Source organism: Amycolatopsis sp. MJM2582 (assembly GCF_000754115.1).
GTDB classification, from domain to species: Bacteria; Actinomycetota; Actinomycetes; order Mycobacteriales; family Pseudonocardiaceae; genus Amycolatopsis; species Amycolatopsis japonica.
This window is the reverse complement of the sequence record NZ_JPLW01000006.1, coordinates 224,234-240,065: the sequence shown is the minus strand read 5'-3', so window position 1 is coordinate 240,065 and position 15,832 is coordinate 224,234. Positions and strand designations below refer to the sequence as shown.

The following is a 15,832-nucleotide window of genomic DNA, read 5'->3' as shown; positions in this document are numbered from 1 at the left end:
GCAGCTGTGCCTTCAGCTTTCCAAGGGCCTGCATCGGAATTACATCGGCTCTCCACCGCCGGACATCCGCGCAGTTCAGGGGCCGCGGGGCGTAGAATCGGAAAGGTTTCAGGGCGGGCCCGCGCACGCCTGTTAGGCCGAATGCAGTACGGCGTGCCCCGCGCCGACCTGGCTGGAGGCCGAAGCGGTGGGCTAGGGTGCCGATCAGCCGGCGAACGGACTGGAGGTAGTGCGTGAGCACGCTCACGGCCTCGGACGACATAGTCGCATATGACCGCTGATCGTCTACCCGATTCGGCGGGATCGCCTCGAACCGCCGTCCAGAATTCCCAGCTCGGCTTCTCCGTTCTCGGCCCGCTCGAAGCCGAAGTCGACGGCGTCCCCGTCCGGCTGGGCGGGCGCCGCGAACAGCGTCTCCTCGCCGCTTTGCTGATCAACGCGGGCCGGCTGGTCCCGGTGTCGTACCTGATCGGCACGATGTGGCCCGAGAATCCGCCGAAGACCGCGGTCCGCCAGGTCAGCAACGCGATCGCGCGGCTCCGGCACGACCTCGGGGTGGCCCGGTCCGCCGTGGTCACCACCGGATCGGCGTACCGCGTCGTCATCAGCAGCGCCTCGCTCGACTCGGTCCGCTTCGAAGCCGACTACAACCAGGGCGCCGAACTCCTCGCGGCCGGGCTGATCTCCCAGGCGGCCGCCAAACTGGCCGACGCGCTCGCGCTCTGGCGCGGCCCCGCGTTCGACGGTCTCGAAGGCGACGCGATCGAGCAGACGGCGCGACGCCTCGACGAAGAACGCCTCGCCGCCAGTGAGCTCCTCATCGGCGCCAGGCTCCGGCTCGGCGAGACCGAGGCGGCGGCTCGCGAGGCCTTCGACCTCGCCGCCTGGCATCCCACCCGCGAGACCCTGCAATGCCTCACCATGCTGGCGCTCTACCGGGCAGGCCGCGCCGCCGACGCGCTCCGGACGTTCGACCGGACCAGGATCGCGCTCGTCGAGGAACTCGGCGTCGACCCGAGCGCCGAGCTGAGCGCGCTCCACCAGCAGATCCTGCGCGCCGACGCCGAACTGATGGAGGACGGCGCCCTCGTCCGGTACGGCGTCGGCGGGCTCCGGGCCGGGATGGACACCGGCGGGCGACGCGAGGACGCGGACGCGCAGAAGGCGCTCTTCCCCCGTCCCGCGCAGCTTCCCGCGGACCTCCCCGCGTTCGGCGGCCGCGCCGCGGAACTGCGGACCGTCCTCGAAATCGGCCAGGACGACTCCTCGGCGGGGCCGCGGCTGATCGCGATCGACGGCATGCCCGGGGTCGGGAAGACCGCGCTGGCCGTCCACGCCGCGCACCGGCTCGCCCCGTTGTTCCCGGACGGGCAGCTGTTCGTGAACCTCGAAGGGTTCTCGCCAGCCGGAGACCCCGTCGACCCGGGGACCGCGCTCGAGGCGCTGCTGCGGTCGCTCGGCATCCAGGGTTCGGACATCCCCGCCGGGACCGAGCAGCGCGCGGCGCTGTTCCGCAGCTGCCTCGCCGGCAAACGGGTGCTCCTGGTGCTGGACAACGCCATCGGGGCGGCGCAGGTGAACCCGCTGCTGCCCGGTGCGGCGAGCTGCTGCGTGCTGATCACCAGCCGTACCCGGCTCATCGACCTCGACGGCGCCGAACTGCTCTCGCTGGAACCGTTCAGCCGGGCCGACGCGGTGGACCTGCTCGGCCGGATCGTCGGGCCCTCCCGGTTGAAGCGGGAATCCCCCGACGCGGCCGATCAGGTCGCGAGCCTGTGCGGTGATCTCCCGCTCGCGCTGGCCGTCACGGCGAGCAGGCTGCGCGCGCGGGCGTCGTGGACGCTCGACTTCGTCGCCAGGCAGTTGCGCGACGAGCGGAACCGGTTCGGCGAGCTCACCGCCGGCGAACGCGACGTCGCGGGCGCGTTCCGAGTGTCCTATCTGAACTTGACCGAGACCGAACGACGGGTGTTCCGCCGGTTGAGCCACCATCCCGGTGCGGCGTTCGATCTGCACTCGACGGCGGCCTTGGCGGAAGTCGACCTCGCCGAGGCCCGACGGCTCGCCGAACGTCTCGTCGACGTGAACCTCCTGCGTCAGCCGTCGATGGACCGCTACGAGATGCACGACCTCCTCCGCAGCTACGGTCGCGAACTCCTGCTCGCCGAGGAGCCCGAGCACCAGCGCGAGGCGATGATGCGGCGGCTGTTCGACTACTACCGCAGCACCGTCGCGGCCGCGATGGAGTTCATCGACCCGGATTCCGAGGAGGAACCGGGCGGCCTCGAGGTGCCGAAGAGCGAGTTCGGACAGTCCTTCGCCGACTACGACCAGGCCGCGCACTGGATGGACGCGCAATGGCAGAACGTGCTGCCGGTGGCCGTCGCGATGAACAACCATCAGCAGTACTCCGACCTCGTGCCCTTCTGTTCGGCGGTGTGGCGCTACTTCGACAACCGCGGCTACTACCGGCAGGCCAGGGAGCTGGAGACCCTCGCCCTGTCCGCCGCGCGGGTCACCGGGAACGTGGTCCTCGAGTACCAGGCCCTGCACATGTACGCGCTGACCCTGTGGCGGCTCAACGAGTTCACCGAGGCGAACCGGCTGTTCAACGAGGTGTTCGAACTGGCCGCGACCACCGGCGACATCCGGATGCAGTGCCGGGCCAGGGGTAATTCGGGGGTCACCCACTGGCTCAAGGGCGAATCGGACGAGGCGATCGAGCACCTCGGCTGGGTCCGGGAGACCGCCCATGCGCACGGCAGCGTGCTCATCGAAGCCCGCGCCAGGCACCGGATCGGGCTGATCCACACCGAGAGCAGGCGCTATCCCGAAGCCGCCGAGGAACTCGACCAGGCACTGCGGCTGGCGCAGGAGAACGAATCGCCCGATCTCGAGGCGGAATGCTTTCTCGCCCTCGGCATCAATTCGCGCGGACTCGGTGACGGCGCGCTCGCGGTCAGTCAGTTGACGACCGCGGTGGAAGTGCTGGAATCGACCGGGAATCGCAGCATGCTGCCCATCGCCCACAAGGAGATGGCGTTCGCGTTCGACATTCTCGGTGAGCGACTGAATGCGGACCGTCATCGCCGGTTCGCATTGCGCCTCTACACCGATCTCGGCATTTCGGAGTCGCCAGAGGTTCGCGAACTCAAACAGCGCCTGAACGATTACTCGGCGTAATTAGCCGTTCTGCTCCGGTACTCTGTTGGCGTAGGTATATTCGCTTGACCGGAGTAACCGTTCACGGAGAGGATCGACGGCATGCACGATGAGGACGACGACGAGTTCTTGTACGAGCTCGAAGCGGAGTACAAGGCGCAGAGCACCTGGGGCGGGTTCGAGCCGCCGCCGAACGGCGGGCCTCCTTTCCGCTCGCGACACTGAATCACCTGAAGTATTCGGAAAGTATTTACTGGGGACTGGGGCACAAGACATTCGATGCTGGTCAGGGTTTCCTCTTGCGGAACGCTCTATTGGGCCGATGGTGACGTCGTCTGGGACGATCACCTCGGACATCGCCAGCTCAAACTCGCCGATGGAACCGAACGCGTCCTGCGCTGGTTCAGTTCTTGGCGAGAACCGGAATCGGTCCGCGAAGCGGATGAGAATCCCGAGATCGGGGAAAGGCTCGTCCGTATCGCGCGAGCGATGATCCGGCACGAAGTACTGGTGGTCAAAGGTTCTCACCGGCAACAACGCGAAGAAGAGATCCTTCGGGATTGGGGCCCTTGGGGAACGTCCGCGCGGGCGTTTCACTTCGGCACGCGTTCGTTGCGCGAGACCGAGTTCACCACCAGCGAAACGACGGCGAAAACCTTGCTGGAGAAGGCGAAGGTCAGCCCTCCGCCTTCTCCGGTGAGGCCGACGGGTGAGCACGACACGATCGCGTTGCCCGAACCGTCACCGGAGCCACTGAACACGATCGGACTCGGCGAGGCGCTGAACCGGCGCAGAAGCGTCCGCGAGTTCGGCGAAGAACCCTTGCGGCTGCGCGATTTGAGCGCGCTTCTCACCGCGGCCAGGCCGACGAGGCCGGAAACTCATCCCGACATCCCCACCACCGGGAACATCTTCAAGACGAGCCCATCGGGCGGGGCGCGGCATCCGACAGAGGTGTACGTCTACGCGAGGAACGTCGAGGATCTGCCCCGGGGTGTCTACCACTACGACGGCTTCCGCCACGGCCTCACGCCGCTGGACGGCAAGATCGACGACGACCAGCTGATCGCGCTCGCCGGCGACCAGCAGTGGACCGGGAACGCCGGCGCGCTGCTGATCTACACGAGCGTCATCGAGCGGAACCAGTGGAAGTACCCGGTGAGCCGCACGTATCGCGTGCTGCTGATGGACGTCGGCCACCTCAGCCAAACCGTGTACCTGCTGGCGACCGCGCTGGGCCTGAACGTCACGTTCACCGCCGCGCTCCGCGACGAACTGGTCGAAGACCTCCTCGGGTGTGATCCGGCGAACGAGCTGGTGCTCGGTATGTCGGTGGTGGGCAATCGCCTGTGATGGCTTCGGTGATGGGGTGTGGCCGGATTTCGGCGACGGCTTCACTGCGGCAGCCAGCCGGCCGGGGACGCGTGACGAGGTCCCCGCGCGAGCATCGTTGAGCGATCGCCGATTCCCGGCGACGTAGCGGATCTGCGGCACCGCCAGGCACGGCGCCGAAGGCCTGCTGGTGATCTTCACTCAAGCCGTGGCCGGATTTCGGCGACGAAGCCAGAAGTGGTTCCCAAGGCAGTCCCGCCTGGTCGGGTCTAGCCACGCAATCGGGGCCTCGGGTGGCTCACGCTCGCGAGCCGTGGCCATTTTCTGACGACCAGTCACGGTGAGGCCTGATGTCAGGCGCCGTTGCCGTTTTCCGGCGAGGGCTCAGAACGGTGGTGCTTCGTCGCGGGGTTCGTGCAGTGGGGGTGAAGTGCTGTCGTAGCGCTGCCCGGTGGGTGTGGTGATCGTGAGAGTCCCGTCGGAACCCAGCCGGTAGTTCCACCCAGGCTCGTCCTTCAACCGATGGTCGCGGCGGCACAGGTCGATCAGCTCGGTATCCGACGTATGGCCGCCGTGTTGCCACGGCAGCGAATGGTCGAGGTCGCAGGCTTGGGCCACACGGTGGCAGCCGGGTCTTCGGCACTCACGGTCCCGGACTCGGACGAACTCGTCGAGCCCGGCGGTGGGTCGGTAGCGGTTCCGGCCGAGGTCGAGAACTTGTCCTGAGAGTGGGTCGGTGATGATCCGCCGCAGCACCGTGTTCGGACCGGACGCGATCTCCCGGGCCAGCGAGGCGGGGATATGCCCATGCCCGGCCATCTCCGCGGGATCATCGTTCGACCCCAAATACGTCTGAAGGTCCATATAGAGGAACACCTCAGACCGTTCACTCTTCCCACCCTGACCACCCAACAGAAGATCAAGGGCGACATCAGCACGCAACTGGTCCAGAGTGCGGGTCTCCCCACCGGCTCGCAGGGCGCGGGCCTCACGATCGATCCGCGTGTAGGCGGCGGCCACCTTCTCCACCGGCCCGTCTTCGACTTCAATGGACGCCACCCCGGTGTCGCCCTGTCGCACCGTCAAGCGACGTCCGCCGCGGTTGCGTTCGGCACGGCGGGAGGCGCCGTCACGGTCGGCCATCATCGCCGCATGATTCGCCGCTTTCCGGATCTGATCGGAGTTGCGGTCCGGGATCCGACCCTCCAGGACCGCGTCCACCGCGCAGGCGTCCTCGTCCGAGAGCCAAGCGGTGGCCGTCGCGACTTTCATCGCCCCATAGCCACCTACCTTCCCCTGATCGAGCAACCCCAACGTGCGCGGCAGCCGAGTCGTCAACGCCTCAGCCGTCGAGACCAGCCCGGCAGCATGTCCGTCCACAACGGACAGAGCGAACGCGACTTCCTGCACCACGCTGGAAGCTCCATCGCGATGACGGCTCAACCGCCCCAAAGCACGGAACCGAATTGCCTCCAGTCGAGCGATGCCCTCCGACGCAGCGACGGCGGCATCCACGGCATCCTGATCCCCCAACGTATCCAGCGAAGTATTAACCTCCCGCAAAACTTCCGACGACGTGATTTCCTTCAAACGCGCCACAGTGGCGTTGAGAGTGTCCACACGCAGAACGTACAACCGACCACCGACAGTTTCCGAAACACGAGACGATCAAACCGCCCCTGAAATCAGAAACTGCGACACAAAAACAACTTCTACCGGATCGCGATCATCCTGCGCGCGAAGGAGGTGGCACGGGCCGATCCGAACCCGTGCCACCACCCAACTCAGCCGAGCAGTGCGCGCATCTCGGTGATCTCGGCCTGCTGACCGTCGACCACCTTCTGCGCCAAGGCCTTCACCTCGGCGTTACTCCCCTGCTGCAGCGCGGTCTTCGCCATCTCAAGCGCGCCTTCGTGATGTTTGACCATCATCTCCAGCCACTGCTTGTCGAAGGCGGCGTCCTTGGCCTTGCCGAGTTTCGCGAGGTCGTCCTCGGTCATCATGCCGGCCGCCGGACCGTGCCCGGAGTGCTCACCCGACGGCGCCACTCCCCAGCCCTTCAACAATCCGTTCAGCTGCTGGATCTCCGGATCCTGCGCCTTCTGAATCCGGGCGGCGAGGTCGACGACCTTCGCGTTGCGAGTGCGGCCGTCGACGAGTTTCGCCATCGCGAGCGCCTGTTCGTGGTGCGGGATCATCCCTTGCGCGAACGTGACGTCGGCCTGGTTGTGGCCGGCCTGCTGAGGGTCCGGCGCCTTCACCGTGGACATGTCGTGCCCGGTGGAAGCGGTGTCGGAACTGGCGCATCCGGTGAGCACGGCGAAGGAGGCCAGAGCGGCGAGCGCCGCTCCGACCAGTTTCCTGCTGGTCATGGTTCTTCCTCAAATCGGTTTCGGGTAGGGCGGGACGAACCCGCCTGTCACACCCGCAACACGCAAAGGAAGGACAACTTCTCCGGTACCGGTCTCCAGCGCGGCGGATCACGGCCCGCGGCCGAACCGCCTGCCCGCCGCGACTTCCACGTCGCCACCGTCCGTCCATTGCGGACGAGCAGCCAGGTCACGATCAGCAGCACTCCCGCGGCGAGCACCGCGAGACACAGGTGCAGTCCACTGTGTCCACCGTCGTCATGGGAAGGTGTGTCCGCGCAACACGGATCCGCCATCGCGACGGCGGAGTGCCCCGTGCCGTGGCCGAACTCGGCGACGACGTGGTGCATGCCGACCAGCCCCAGCGCCACCACGCACAGCAGCAGCCACCGCAGGGCCGCCGGGCACGAGGACTGGGTCACGGCTCCACCGTAGCCGGATTCAGTGCGCCGCCGGACGGTGGGGTTTCGCCGCCGAATGCAGTGCCGGGATGTCGCGATCGATGTGGTCGGCGTGGAACAGCGCCTGCGCGAGCAGACCGCGGACGTGATCGTTGGCCGCCGAGTAATAGACGAACGTCCCCTCACGCCGCCCCTTCACCAGGCCCGCGAGCCGCAGTTTCGCGAGGTGCTGACTGACCGCCGTCGGCGCCGCGCCCGCCAGCTCTGCGAGGCAGGCGACCGAAGACTCGCCCTGCAGGAGCGCCCAGAGGACCTTCACCCTCGTCGGATCCGCGAGCAGCCGGAACGTCTCCGCGGCCAGGTGGACCTGCTCCTCGGTGGGCATCTCGAAATCCGGAACCGACTCGTGCATGCCAGGAGGATAGCCGCTATCCTTCTGCCTGCGTACCTGCATGACTGCGCAGGTAGCATGACAGTGAGGTGAAAGATGCCAGGGCATGGACACAGTCATGGCCACCGGACGGCGAAGAGCCGTCTCCGGCACCTCCTGACTCCCCACAGCCACGACAGCGCCGACCGTGTCGACAGCGCGCTGGAGACCAGCAAACGCGGCGTCCGGACGCTGATCTGGTCGTTCGCCGCCCTGTTCGTCACCGCCGTCGCCCAGCTCGTGCTCGTGCTGATCACCGGCTCCGTGGCCCTGCTCGGCGACACGATCCACAACTTCGCCGACGCGCTCACCGCGCTCCCCCTCGGCATCGCCTTCGTGCTCGGCCGCCGCGCCGCCACCCGCCGCTACACCTACGGGCTCGGCCGCGCCGAAGACCTGGCCGGCGTGCTCGTCGTCCTGCTCATCGCCGCATCGGCCTTCCTCGCCGGGTACGAATCCGTCCAGCGGCTGCTCGATCCGCGTCCGGTCCAGCATCTGTGGGTGGTCGCGGCGGCAGGTGTCATCGGCTTCGCGGGCAACGAACTCGTGGCCAGGTACCGGATCACCGTCGGCCGCGAGATCGGGTCGGCCGCACTGGTCGCGGACGGCCTGCATGCCCGCACCGATGGATTCACGTCGCTCGCGGTCGTGCTCGGCGCCGCCGGTGTCGCGTTCGGCTTCCCGATGGCCGACCCGATCGTCGGTCTCGCCATCACCGTCGCGATCCTGTTCGTCCTGCGCGACGCGGCCACGGAGGTCTTCCGCCGCCTGATGGACGCCGTCGACCCGGCCGACGTCGATCGCGCCGAACGCGCGGCCGCCGAGGTCCCCGGCGTGCTCGGCACGCGGGACCTGCGGATGCGCTGGATCGGGCACAGCCTGCGCGCGGAACTCGCGGTGTCGGTCGAGGCCGGGCTCACCGTCACCGAGGCGCACCGCCTCGCCCATCGTGTCGAGGCAAGGCTGCGCGAGGTCCTCCCGCGGCTCGCGGAAGCGGTCGTGCACACCGAACCGGTGAACGCCCATGAGATCGTCAACGGGTGACGCCGTCCGACAACGACATCCGCGCCGTCCGTGCCCACGCGCAACTGCTGACCGTTCCGGCGACGGACGTGCTCGCCGTCGCCCGATCCATCACCGCCGTCCAGGCGCAGTCGACGCCCGCCGCGCGGCTCGCGTTCCGGGCCCGTAGCCGGGGCCTGACCGCCAAGGACATCGACACGTCCCGCGAGGTCACGCGCACCTGGCTGATGCGCAAGACGCTCCACTTGGTGCCGACAGCGGATCTCCGGTGGCTGAACCGGTTGTTCGGTCCGCGTAACGTCCAGGCGGGGCAGGGACGCCGCCGTCAGCTGGGTCTCACCGACGAACTCTGCGAACGCGCGCTCACGAAGCTCCAGGATCTCTTGCCCGGCAAGGCACTCACCCGGCAAGAGATCCTCGACGGCTTGGCCGCCGACGGCATCGCGCTCGATGCGAAGTCCCAGGCCCCGGCCCATCTTCTGGCGTACGCGGCCAATCGCGGGCTGCTGTGCCGAGGGCACGACGCCGGAACGGAGCCGACGTACGTGCTCCTCGACGAATGGGCCCCAGAAGGCCACGATCCGGCGGAACCGCATACGGAACTCGCCCACCGGTACCTGACCGCGTACGGCATCGCGACCGTCGAAGACTTCGTCGCTTGGTCCGGGCTCCCACTCGGCCTCTGCCGCAAGGCTTTCGCCGCACTGGACCTCGTGCCCACCGGCGGCGGCTTCGCCCTGTCGCAGACCGAGTTGTCCGCTCCCCCATGCCCTCCGCGTCTGCTCGGCGCCTTCGACACGTACCTCCTGGGCTACCGCGACCGCGCTCTGCTCCTCGAACCGGCCGAGTCGAAACGCGTCAACGCCGGCGGCGGGATGATCGCGCCGACCGTACTGGTCGACGGCAGCATCGCCGGAACCTGGCACACCAAGCGGACCGCGAAGCAGACGAAGGTCGTCGTGGAGCCCTTCGGCGTGCTATCGCGATCCGCCATCACCGGCCTGGAGTCCGAAGTGGACGATTACGGCCGCTTCCTCGGCGAGACGGCCGTCCTCGTCATTTGAGGGACCGGAAGAACTCGCGAACGTCCGAGACCAGGATCTCGGGCTCTTCCAACGCCGCGAAATGCCCGCCGCGATCGACGTCGGTCCACCGCACGATCGTGTGGGCGTGCTCGGAGTACCGCCGGATCCCGACGTCGTGCGCGAAGATCAGCGCCGCCGTCGGCACGCCGGAGTTCTTTTCGACGGCTCCCCAGGTTTCAGCCTGCGCGTAGCCGACGTACGCGGACGAAGCCGCCGTTCCGGTCAACCAGGTGAACATGACGTTGGTCAGCAGCCGGTCCCTGCCGATGATCTCCTCCGGCAGCGTGGGGCGCGGATGCGTCCACTCGCGGAATTTGTCCATGATCCAGGCCAACTGCGCGACCGGGGAGTCGATGAGCCCGTAGCCGAGGGTCTGCGGCCGCGTCGACTGGATCGCGATGTACCCGAACTCCTCCCGCATGAATGCCCTGATCCGCTCGATGCGATCGCGTTCGATGTCGGTCAGCGAAGCGAGTTCCTCGTCCGACAGCGACATCGGGGGCATTGGGGTCAGCCCGCCGTTGACGTGCACGCCGATCACCTTGTCCGGCGCGAACCTCGCCACCTCCGGCGACACCGAGGCGCCGAGGTCGCCGCCCTGCACGCCGTAGCGTTCGTAGCCGAGCCGGCGCATCAGTTCCGCCCATGCCCGGCCGATCCGCGGCATCGTCCACCCGGAATCCGAGACGGGGCCCGAAAAACCGAAGCCCGGAAGCGACGGGATCACGAGGTGGAACGCGTCCGCCGGGTCGCCGCCGTACGCTTTCGGGTCCGTGAGCGGACCGATGACGTCGAGGAACTCCACCACCGAACCCGGCCAGCCGTGCGTGAGGATCAGCGGCGTCGCGCCGGCTTCGGGCGAGCGGACGTGCAGGAAGTGGATCCGCTGCCCGTCGATGACCGTGGTGAACTGCGGATGACGGTTGATCTCGCGTTCGGCGGCGCGCCAGTCGTAGCCGTCGCGCCAGTATTCGGCGAGTCCGCGCAGCCAGGCCACCGGCACTCCGGTGTCCCAGCCGTCGCCGGGGAGCGGCGCGGGCCAGCGCGTGCCGTCGAGCTTCGCGTGCAGCTCGTCCAGCTGTTCCTGAGGGACGTCGAGGCGGAAGGGGCGGAGCTCGGTGTTTTCCATAAAGCCCACGTTACGAGCCATTGCGGACAGGTTCGGTCCTCGATCGGGAAGGTATTCCGAGTACGGGAAGATTCGCTCGTGACGGACAAGTACTTGGCATACGGCAGGCTCATCCGCGACGGGAAGATCCTGTTCATCCGGCGGCAGCCGTCGTCGTTCCTGGGCGGCCGCTGGGAACTGCCGGGCGGGACCGTCGAGCCCGGCGAGCGACCGGCCGAGACCGTGGTCCGCGAGTTCGCCGAGGAGACCGGGCTGACCGTCCACGTCACCGGCGAACGCGGCACCCACAGCTGGGACGACGTCGCGGGCAGGCCGATGCGGATCCACGCCGCGGTGTACGCGCTCGCCGAGGAGGTCCCGGGCGAAGTCGTGCTCGATCCCGAGGAACACGACGCCTTCGTCTGGTGCGGCCCGGAGGAAGCCGCGGGGCTCGATCTCGCGGTGCACTTCAGGCGGGCACTGGAGGACTGACTTCGAGGGCGGTCTCCGGCCTGGTCCGCTCCGCCCAGCGGACGGCGGGCGCGGTGAGCGTCCCCGCCAGCAGGAACAAGCCGCCCAGCACGATCCAGCCGGCCGTCCCGCCGACCAGGATCAGACCGGTCAGCAGTACCGGGCCGAGCATCCGGGCGATGGCCGTCCCCGCACCGAAGAGTCCTTGGTACTGCCCCTGTTTGCCGTCGGGCGCGAGACCGAAGCCGATCTCCCAGGAGCCCGCCGCCTGCGCCATCTCCCCGACCACCTGCAACGCGGCCCCGGCGAGCAGCACCAGTGCCGCCGCCCACGCGGAATCGCCCATGGCGGAGAACGAGAAGATCAGGCAGGAGACGAAAAGCAGCAGCCCCGCGTGCCGGACGTAGCGGGAGGCGCCACGCAGGCCGGTCACACCGCGCGCCACCCGCACCTGGAACACCACCACGCTCGCCGTGTTGAGCACCAGCATCGCCGAGACCAGCCAGCTCGGCGCCGCGGTCCGGGTCGAGATCCACAGCGGGAGGACCAGGCTGAACAGCGGCATGTAGAGCAGCATGATCATGTTGAGCAGCGCCAGAAGGGCGTACGGGCGGTCGCGGAGGACGGCCACGGACGGCTCACCCGCCCGCATCGGCACCGGAGCCACCGAAGGCACCTTGCGGAGCACGAGCGCCGCGGCGACGAAGGCCAGCGCGTCGACGGCGAACACCGTCAGGAACGCTTCCCGCGTCCCGATCGCCAGCGCGATCCCGCCGAGCGCCGCGCCGATCGCGATCCCCGCGTTGGACATCGCCTGCAGCCGGGCGCGGAACGTCGTGCGCCCGGCGGGGTCGATCAGGCCGGCGAGCAGCGCCTGCCGTGCCGCGCCGAGACCGCATTGGAAACAGGCGTAGACGCAGGCCGCGATCACGAACGCGAAGACCGAGTCCACGAAGAGGAACGCCGTGACCGACGCGGCGGTGCCCAATGCCAGCAGGACGGCCGTGCCCTTCGGTCCGCGACGGTCGGCCAGCTGCCCCAGCGCGACCCCGGCCACCGAGCCGACCGCCCAGCCCACGGTGAGGCCGAGCCCCACCTGCGCGGGCGAAAGCCCGACGATCAGCGTGAAGTACAGGGCCGAGGTGACGTAGTAGGCGCCGTCGCCGACAGAGCTGATCAGCTGGGCCGAGGTCAGTCGCTTCATATGCTCAAACTAAGCACCGGATTGGCCACATCCCAGTTCCAATATCCGTCATTCCGGTTGGGCCAATATAGCCTCGGGACGTGCCGTTCCACATCAGCCTCGACGGCCACACCGACCTGGCCGCCCGTATTTACCGTCAGCTCCGTGACGGCATCCTCGACGGACGCCTCCGCGCTGGGGAGCGCCTGCCCCCGACCAGGGAACTGGCCCGCGAGCTCGACGTCTCGCGCAATACCGTCGCGGTCGCCTACGAACAGCTCACCGCCGAAGGCTTCCTCGACAGCCACGTCGGACGCGGGACCTTCGTCAGCCCCGGCTTCGTGGCGCGTTCGAAGCGCGCCGCGCCCGCGGGCACCGGGGTGCGGCCCGTCGCGCGGTGGAGTTCGCTGCCGGACCCTCCCGGCGACGACCGGCCCGCGTTCGACTTCCGGGTCGGCACCCCGGATCCGGCCCTGTTCCCGTTGCGGACCTGGCGACGGCTGGTCAGCCAGGCGCTCCGGCCGTCGCTGCTGCCGCCAACGGGGTACGCCGATCCCGCCGGGCTCGAAGCACTGCGAGTGGCGATCGCCCGGCATATCGGCGCCGCCCGATCCGTGCGAGCCGGCGTCGAGGACGTCCTGGTCACCCAGGGCGCGCAACAGGCCCTCGACCTGATCGGCCGGGTCCTGATCGAACCCGGTACGCGGGTCGCCGTCGAAGATCCCGGCTATCCCCCGGCCGAACGGCTTTTCACCGCCCACGGCGCCCGGATCGTGAGGGTGCCGGTGGATGCCGAGGGCCTCGACGTCACCGCGCTCGCGAAGGGCACTCGGTTGATCTATACGACGCCCTCGCACCAGTTCCCGCTCGGCACGCCGATGTCACTCGCCAGGCGGACCGCGTTGCTGGCGTGGGCGGAACGGAACGACGCGGTGATCATCGAGGACGACTACGACAGCGAGTACCGCTTCTCGGATCGGCCGCTCGAACCGCTCCAAAGCCTGGACCACGACGGCAGGGTGCTCTACGTCGGATCCTTCTCGAAGACACTGCTTCCCTTGCTGCGATTGGGTTTCCTCGTCGCGCCGGCCTCGCTGCGACCGGCGCTGCGGCAGGCGAAGCAGCTCATGGACTGGCACGGCGACCTCGTCACGCAATCGGCGTTGGCGAGTTTCATCGACGAGGGCCTGCTCGCTCGCCACGTACGCAAGGCCACCCGGGAGTATTCGGTGCGACGGGACCGGATCCTGGCCTTCGTGCGCGACGAATTACGTGACGTGCTGGACATCGTCCCGTCCAGCGCCGGACTCCATCTGTGCGCGCCGGTCTCTCCACAAGCGACGGTCACTGTGGACAGTGCGGTCGCCGAAGCGGCTCGGGCCGGGGTGTCCGTCGAAAGCCTGTCCACATACGGAGGAACGCGCGGCGGTCTGGTGATCGGTTACGGCCTGGTCGGTTCCGACCGTATCGACGAAGGGCTCGCCCGGCTCGGCGAGTGCGTTTCGGCCGCCAGGATGTCATGAAAGGGCCGTTCAGGACACTTTCCGTCTTGAACGGCCCTTTCCTGACATCCGTTCGCCACGGGACGCCGAAAACTGTCGTACCCCGGTGGTCTCCTGTTCCCAGGCGACAGCGGGCCCGTCCGGGGCCGCGCGCCGAAGCGGAGGAGGAAAGTCCCATGGCCGGAGAAACGGTGCTCACGGTGATCGGCAACCTGACGACCGACCCGGAGCTGAAGTTCACCCCGTCGGGAGCCGCGGTAGCGAACTTCACGGTCGCGTCGACGCCACGCGTCCTGGACCGCGCGAGCGGGGAATGGCGTGACGGAGACCCGCTGTTCCTGCGCTGCGCGCTCTGGAAGCAGGCAGCGGAGAACCTGGCCGAATCGCTCACCAGGGGGACCAGGGTGATCGTGCAGGGCAGGCTGAAACAGCGATCGTTCGAAACCAAGGACGGCGAGAAACGCACGGTGGTGGAGCTCGACGTCGACGAGATCGGCCCGTCGCTGCGGTATGCCACGGCGAAGGTCAACAAGGCGGGCCGGAGTTCGGCGGGCACGCCCTCGGACGGCGCCTGGGAGCGAACGCCGGTGGCCGCCGGAAATCCGGAGCCGCCCTTCTGACCGGGCGGTTTCCCTCTCGGGAGGGAGCGATCTCCCTCCCGCGCGTCAGGCGGTCGCGCGCCTCCGGCTCGGATGCTGGAGGGCGTGAACACGACCACGATCGTCACGGAACTCGGGCTGGACCCGGCCCTCGAGCGGCATATGCGGTTCGCCGCCGAACTCCGCACCGGGCTCGCCCTGGTCGAGGAAAGACTTCAGGAGGTGTTGCGCAGCCCAGGTCATCCGGAACTCACCGAAGCCGCCACTCATCTCGTCCGCGCGGGCGGGAAGCGGTTGCGCCCGTTGATGGCGTTGGCCGGAGCCGCGTTCGGCGACAGCCGGGACGAAGCGATCTCGGCGGCCGTACTCGTCGAGCTCGTCCACGTGGCGACGCTTTACCACGACGACGTCATGGACGAAGCGCCGATGCGGCACGGGGTCACCAGCGCGAACTCCTTGTGGGGCAACAAGAAGGCCGTCTTGCTCGGAGACTACGTGCTCGCCTGCGCGGCGCGGGTCGGGGCCGGGCTCGGTGACTACGCGTTGCGCTCGCAGGCGGAGACGTTCGGCAGGCTCGTGCGCGGCCAGTTCCTGGAGACGACGGGGCCGTTCGAAGACTGCGGCCGTCACGCGCCGTACGAACACCACATCCAGGTGATGGCCGACAAGTCCGCGTCGCTGATCGCGATGGCGGGCAGGCTCGGCGCGCAGGTGTCGGGCGCGGATGAGCGGACCATCGAAACGTTGGGCCAGTACGGCGAACTGATCGGTGTGGCGTTCCAGATCTCCGACGACGTCCTCGACATCTCGGCGTCCACCAACGACCTCGGGAAGTCCGCGGGCACGGATCTCCGCGAAGGCATCGTCACCTTGCCGATGCTCCACGCGCTCGACGACGACGGGCCCGGTGCGGCTCGTCTGCGCGAGATCATCGGGCACGGTCCGGTTTCCGATCCGGCGGTCCGCCAGGAGGCGCTGAGGCTCTTGCGCGACTCCGCCGGCGTCGTGCGTGCCCTCGCCGAAGCACACGGGTACGCGTCCAAGGCGAAAGACCTCGCGCTCAGTCTCCCCGACCGGCCCGCCCGGGCACTGCTCGTCGGCCTTTCGGCGTTCGTGGTCGACCGCGGCGAATAGGGCCACGGTGCCCGCGACCAGGGTTACAGTGGC

Annotated in this window: 15 protein-coding genes; 9 read left to right on the top strand and 6 right to left on the bottom strand. The window is 68.4% G+C overall.

Annotation, left to right across the window (positions count from 1 at the left end):
- Positions 1–270: 270 nt before the first annotated feature.
- The 3 genes from ED92_RS32365 to ED92_RS32360 all read left to right on the top strand — a co-directional run bounded on the left by ED92_RS32365 (position 271) and on the right by ED92_RS32360 (position 4,515).
- Positions 271–3,183 carry a BTAD domain-containing putative transcriptional regulator gene (locus ED92_RS32365; protein ID WP_037344991.1) on the top strand — a complete coding sequence of 971 codons (2,913 nt, stop codon included), beginning with the start codon at positions 271–273 and terminating at the stop codon, positions 3,181–3,183.
- An 81-nt stretch (positions 3,184–3,264) separates the two neighbouring features.
- On the top strand, positions 3,265–3,387 hold the full coding sequence (locus ED92_RS43695) for a hypothetical protein (RefSeq protein ID WP_005155025.1): 123 nt from the start codon (positions 3,265–3,267) through the stop codon (positions 3,385–3,387).
- A gap of 54 nt (positions 3,388–3,441) precedes the next feature.
- Complete coding sequence (locus ED92_RS32360) at positions 3,442–4,515, top strand: SagB/ThcOx family dehydrogenase (RefSeq protein ID WP_037344990.1); 1,074 nt, start codon at positions 3,442–3,444, stop codon at positions 4,513–4,515.
- 363 nt (positions 4,516–4,878) lie between these two features.
- Here the strand turns inward: ED92_RS32360 and ED92_RS32355 are convergent, their stop codons facing one another.
- The 4 genes from ED92_RS32355 to ED92_RS32340 form a co-directional block, all read right to left on the bottom strand.
- Positions 4,879–6,114 carry an HNH endonuclease signature motif containing protein gene (locus tag ED92_RS32355; RefSeq protein ID WP_235213412.1) on the bottom strand — a complete coding sequence of 412 codons (1,236 nt, stop codon included), beginning with the start codon at positions 6,112–6,114 and terminating at the stop codon, positions 4,879–4,881.
- Positions 6,115–6,278: 164 nt separating this feature from the next.
- Positions 6,279–6,866 carry a DUF305 domain-containing protein gene (locus ED92_RS32350; protein WP_037344989.1) on the bottom strand — a complete coding sequence of 196 codons (588 nt, stop codon included), beginning with the start codon at positions 6,864–6,866 and terminating at the stop codon, positions 6,279–6,281.
- 47 nt (positions 6,867–6,913) lie between these two features.
- Positions 6,914–7,285: a DUF6153 family protein gene (locus ED92_RS32345; protein ID WP_037344987.1), complete on the bottom strand. Its 372-nt coding sequence runs from the start codon at positions 7,283–7,285 to the stop codon at positions 6,914–6,916.
- A gap of 19 nt (positions 7,286–7,304) precedes the next feature.
- Positions 7,305–7,676: a metalloregulator ArsR/SmtB family transcription factor gene (locus tag ED92_RS32340; protein WP_037344985.1), complete on the bottom strand. Its 372-nt coding sequence runs from the start codon at positions 7,674–7,676 to the stop codon at positions 7,305–7,307.
- A gap of 75 nt (positions 7,677–7,751) precedes the next feature.
- Here ED92_RS32340 and ED92_RS32335 point away from each other — a divergent pair, with 75 nt between their 5' ends.
- A complete protein-coding gene (locus tag ED92_RS32335; protein WP_037344984.1) occupies positions 7,752–8,738 on the top strand; it encodes a cation diffusion facilitator family transporter in 987 nt (328 codons plus the stop codon).
- Positions 8,735–9,781 (top strand): winged helix DNA-binding domain-containing protein, encoded by a 1,047-nt coding sequence (locus tag ED92_RS32330; protein ID WP_037344982.1) that lies wholly within the window; start codon positions 8,735–8,737, stop codon positions 9,779–9,781. Before ED92_RS32335 ends, ED92_RS32330 begins: the two co-directional genes overlap by 4 nt.
- Here ED92_RS32330 and ED92_RS32325 read toward each other — a convergent pair.
- Positions 9,774–10,931, bottom strand: coding sequence for an epoxide hydrolase family protein (locus ED92_RS32325; protein WP_037344981.1), 1,158 nt, complete (start codon positions 10,929–10,931; stop codon positions 9,774–9,776). The two genes, ED92_RS32330 and ED92_RS32325, sit on opposite strands and share 8 nt — an antisense overlap.
- A 78-nt stretch (positions 10,932–11,009) precedes the next feature.
- Between ED92_RS32325 and ED92_RS32320 the strand changes: the two genes are divergently transcribed.
- Complete coding sequence (locus ED92_RS32320; RefSeq protein WP_037344980.1) at positions 11,010–11,402, top strand: NUDIX hydrolase; 393 nt, start codon at positions 11,010–11,012, stop codon at positions 11,400–11,402.
- Here ED92_RS32320 and ED92_RS32315 read toward each other — a convergent pair.
- Positions 11,380–12,585 (bottom strand): MFS transporter, encoded by a 1,206-nt coding sequence (locus ED92_RS32315; RefSeq protein ID WP_037344978.1) that lies wholly within the window; start codon positions 12,583–12,585, stop codon positions 11,380–11,382. The two genes, ED92_RS32320 and ED92_RS32315, sit on opposite strands and share 23 nt — an antisense overlap.
- An 80-nt stretch (positions 12,586–12,665) precedes the next feature.
- On the opposite strand from ED92_RS32315, the gene ED92_RS32310 reads away from it, so the two are divergent.
- The 3 genes from ED92_RS32310 to ED92_RS32300 all read left to right on the top strand — a co-directional run bounded on the left by ED92_RS32310 (position 12,666) and on the right by ED92_RS32300 (position 15,799).
- Positions 12,666–14,087 carry a PLP-dependent aminotransferase family protein gene (locus tag ED92_RS32310; RefSeq protein ID WP_037344976.1) on the top strand — a complete coding sequence of 474 codons (1,422 nt, stop codon included), beginning with the start codon at positions 12,666–12,668 and terminating at the stop codon, positions 14,085–14,087.
- A gap of 155 nt (positions 14,088–14,242) precedes the next feature.
- Positions 14,243–14,686 (top strand): single-stranded DNA-binding protein, encoded by a 444-nt coding sequence (locus tag ED92_RS32305; protein WP_037344974.1) that lies wholly within the window; start codon positions 14,243–14,245, stop codon positions 14,684–14,686.
- A gap of 84 nt (positions 14,687–14,770) precedes the next feature.
- The gene (locus tag ED92_RS32300; protein ID WP_235213411.1) at positions 14,771–15,799 is read left to right on the top strand and encodes a polyprenyl synthetase family protein; all 1,029 of its coding nucleotides are present in this window, start codon (positions 14,771–14,773) and stop codon (positions 15,797–15,799) included.
- Positions 15,800–15,832 lie beyond the last annotated feature (33 nt).

Excerpts from the sequence above, each read along its gene's own strand:
- ED92_RS32365 (WP_037344991.1), top strand. The coding sequence starts at position 271 with ATGACCGCTGATCGTCTACCCGATTCGGCGGGATCGCCTCGAACCGCC.
- ED92_RS43695 (WP_005155025.1), top strand. The coding sequence starts at position 3,265 with ATGCACGATGAGGACGACGACGAGTTCTTGTACGAGCTCGAAGCGGAG.
- ED92_RS32360 (WP_037344990.1), top strand. The coding sequence starts at position 3,442 with ATGCTGGTCAGGGTTTCCTCTTGCGGAACGCTCTATTGGGCCGATGGT.
- ED92_RS32350 (WP_037344989.1), bottom strand. The coding sequence starts at position 6,866 with ATGACCAGCAGGAAACTGGTCGGAGCGGCGCTCGCCGCTCTGGCCTCC.
- ED92_RS32340 (WP_037344985.1), bottom strand. The coding sequence starts at position 7,676 with ATGCACGAGTCGGTTCCGGATTTCGAGATGCCCACCGAGGAGCAGGTC.
- ED92_RS32335 (WP_037344984.1), top strand. The coding sequence starts at position 7,752 with ATGCCAGGGCATGGACACAGTCATGGCCACCGGACGGCGAAGAGCCGT.
- ED92_RS32325 (WP_037344981.1), bottom strand. The coding sequence starts at position 10,931 with ATGGAAAACACCGAGCTCCGCCCCTTCCGCCTCGACGTCCCTCAGGAA.
- ED92_RS32315 (WP_037344978.1), bottom strand. The coding sequence starts at position 12,585 with ATGAAGCGACTGACCTCGGCCCAGCTGATCAGCTCTGTCGGCGACGGC.
- ED92_RS32305 (WP_037344974.1), top strand. The coding sequence starts at position 14,243 with ATGGCCGGAGAAACGGTGCTCACGGTGATCGGCAACCTGACGACCGAC.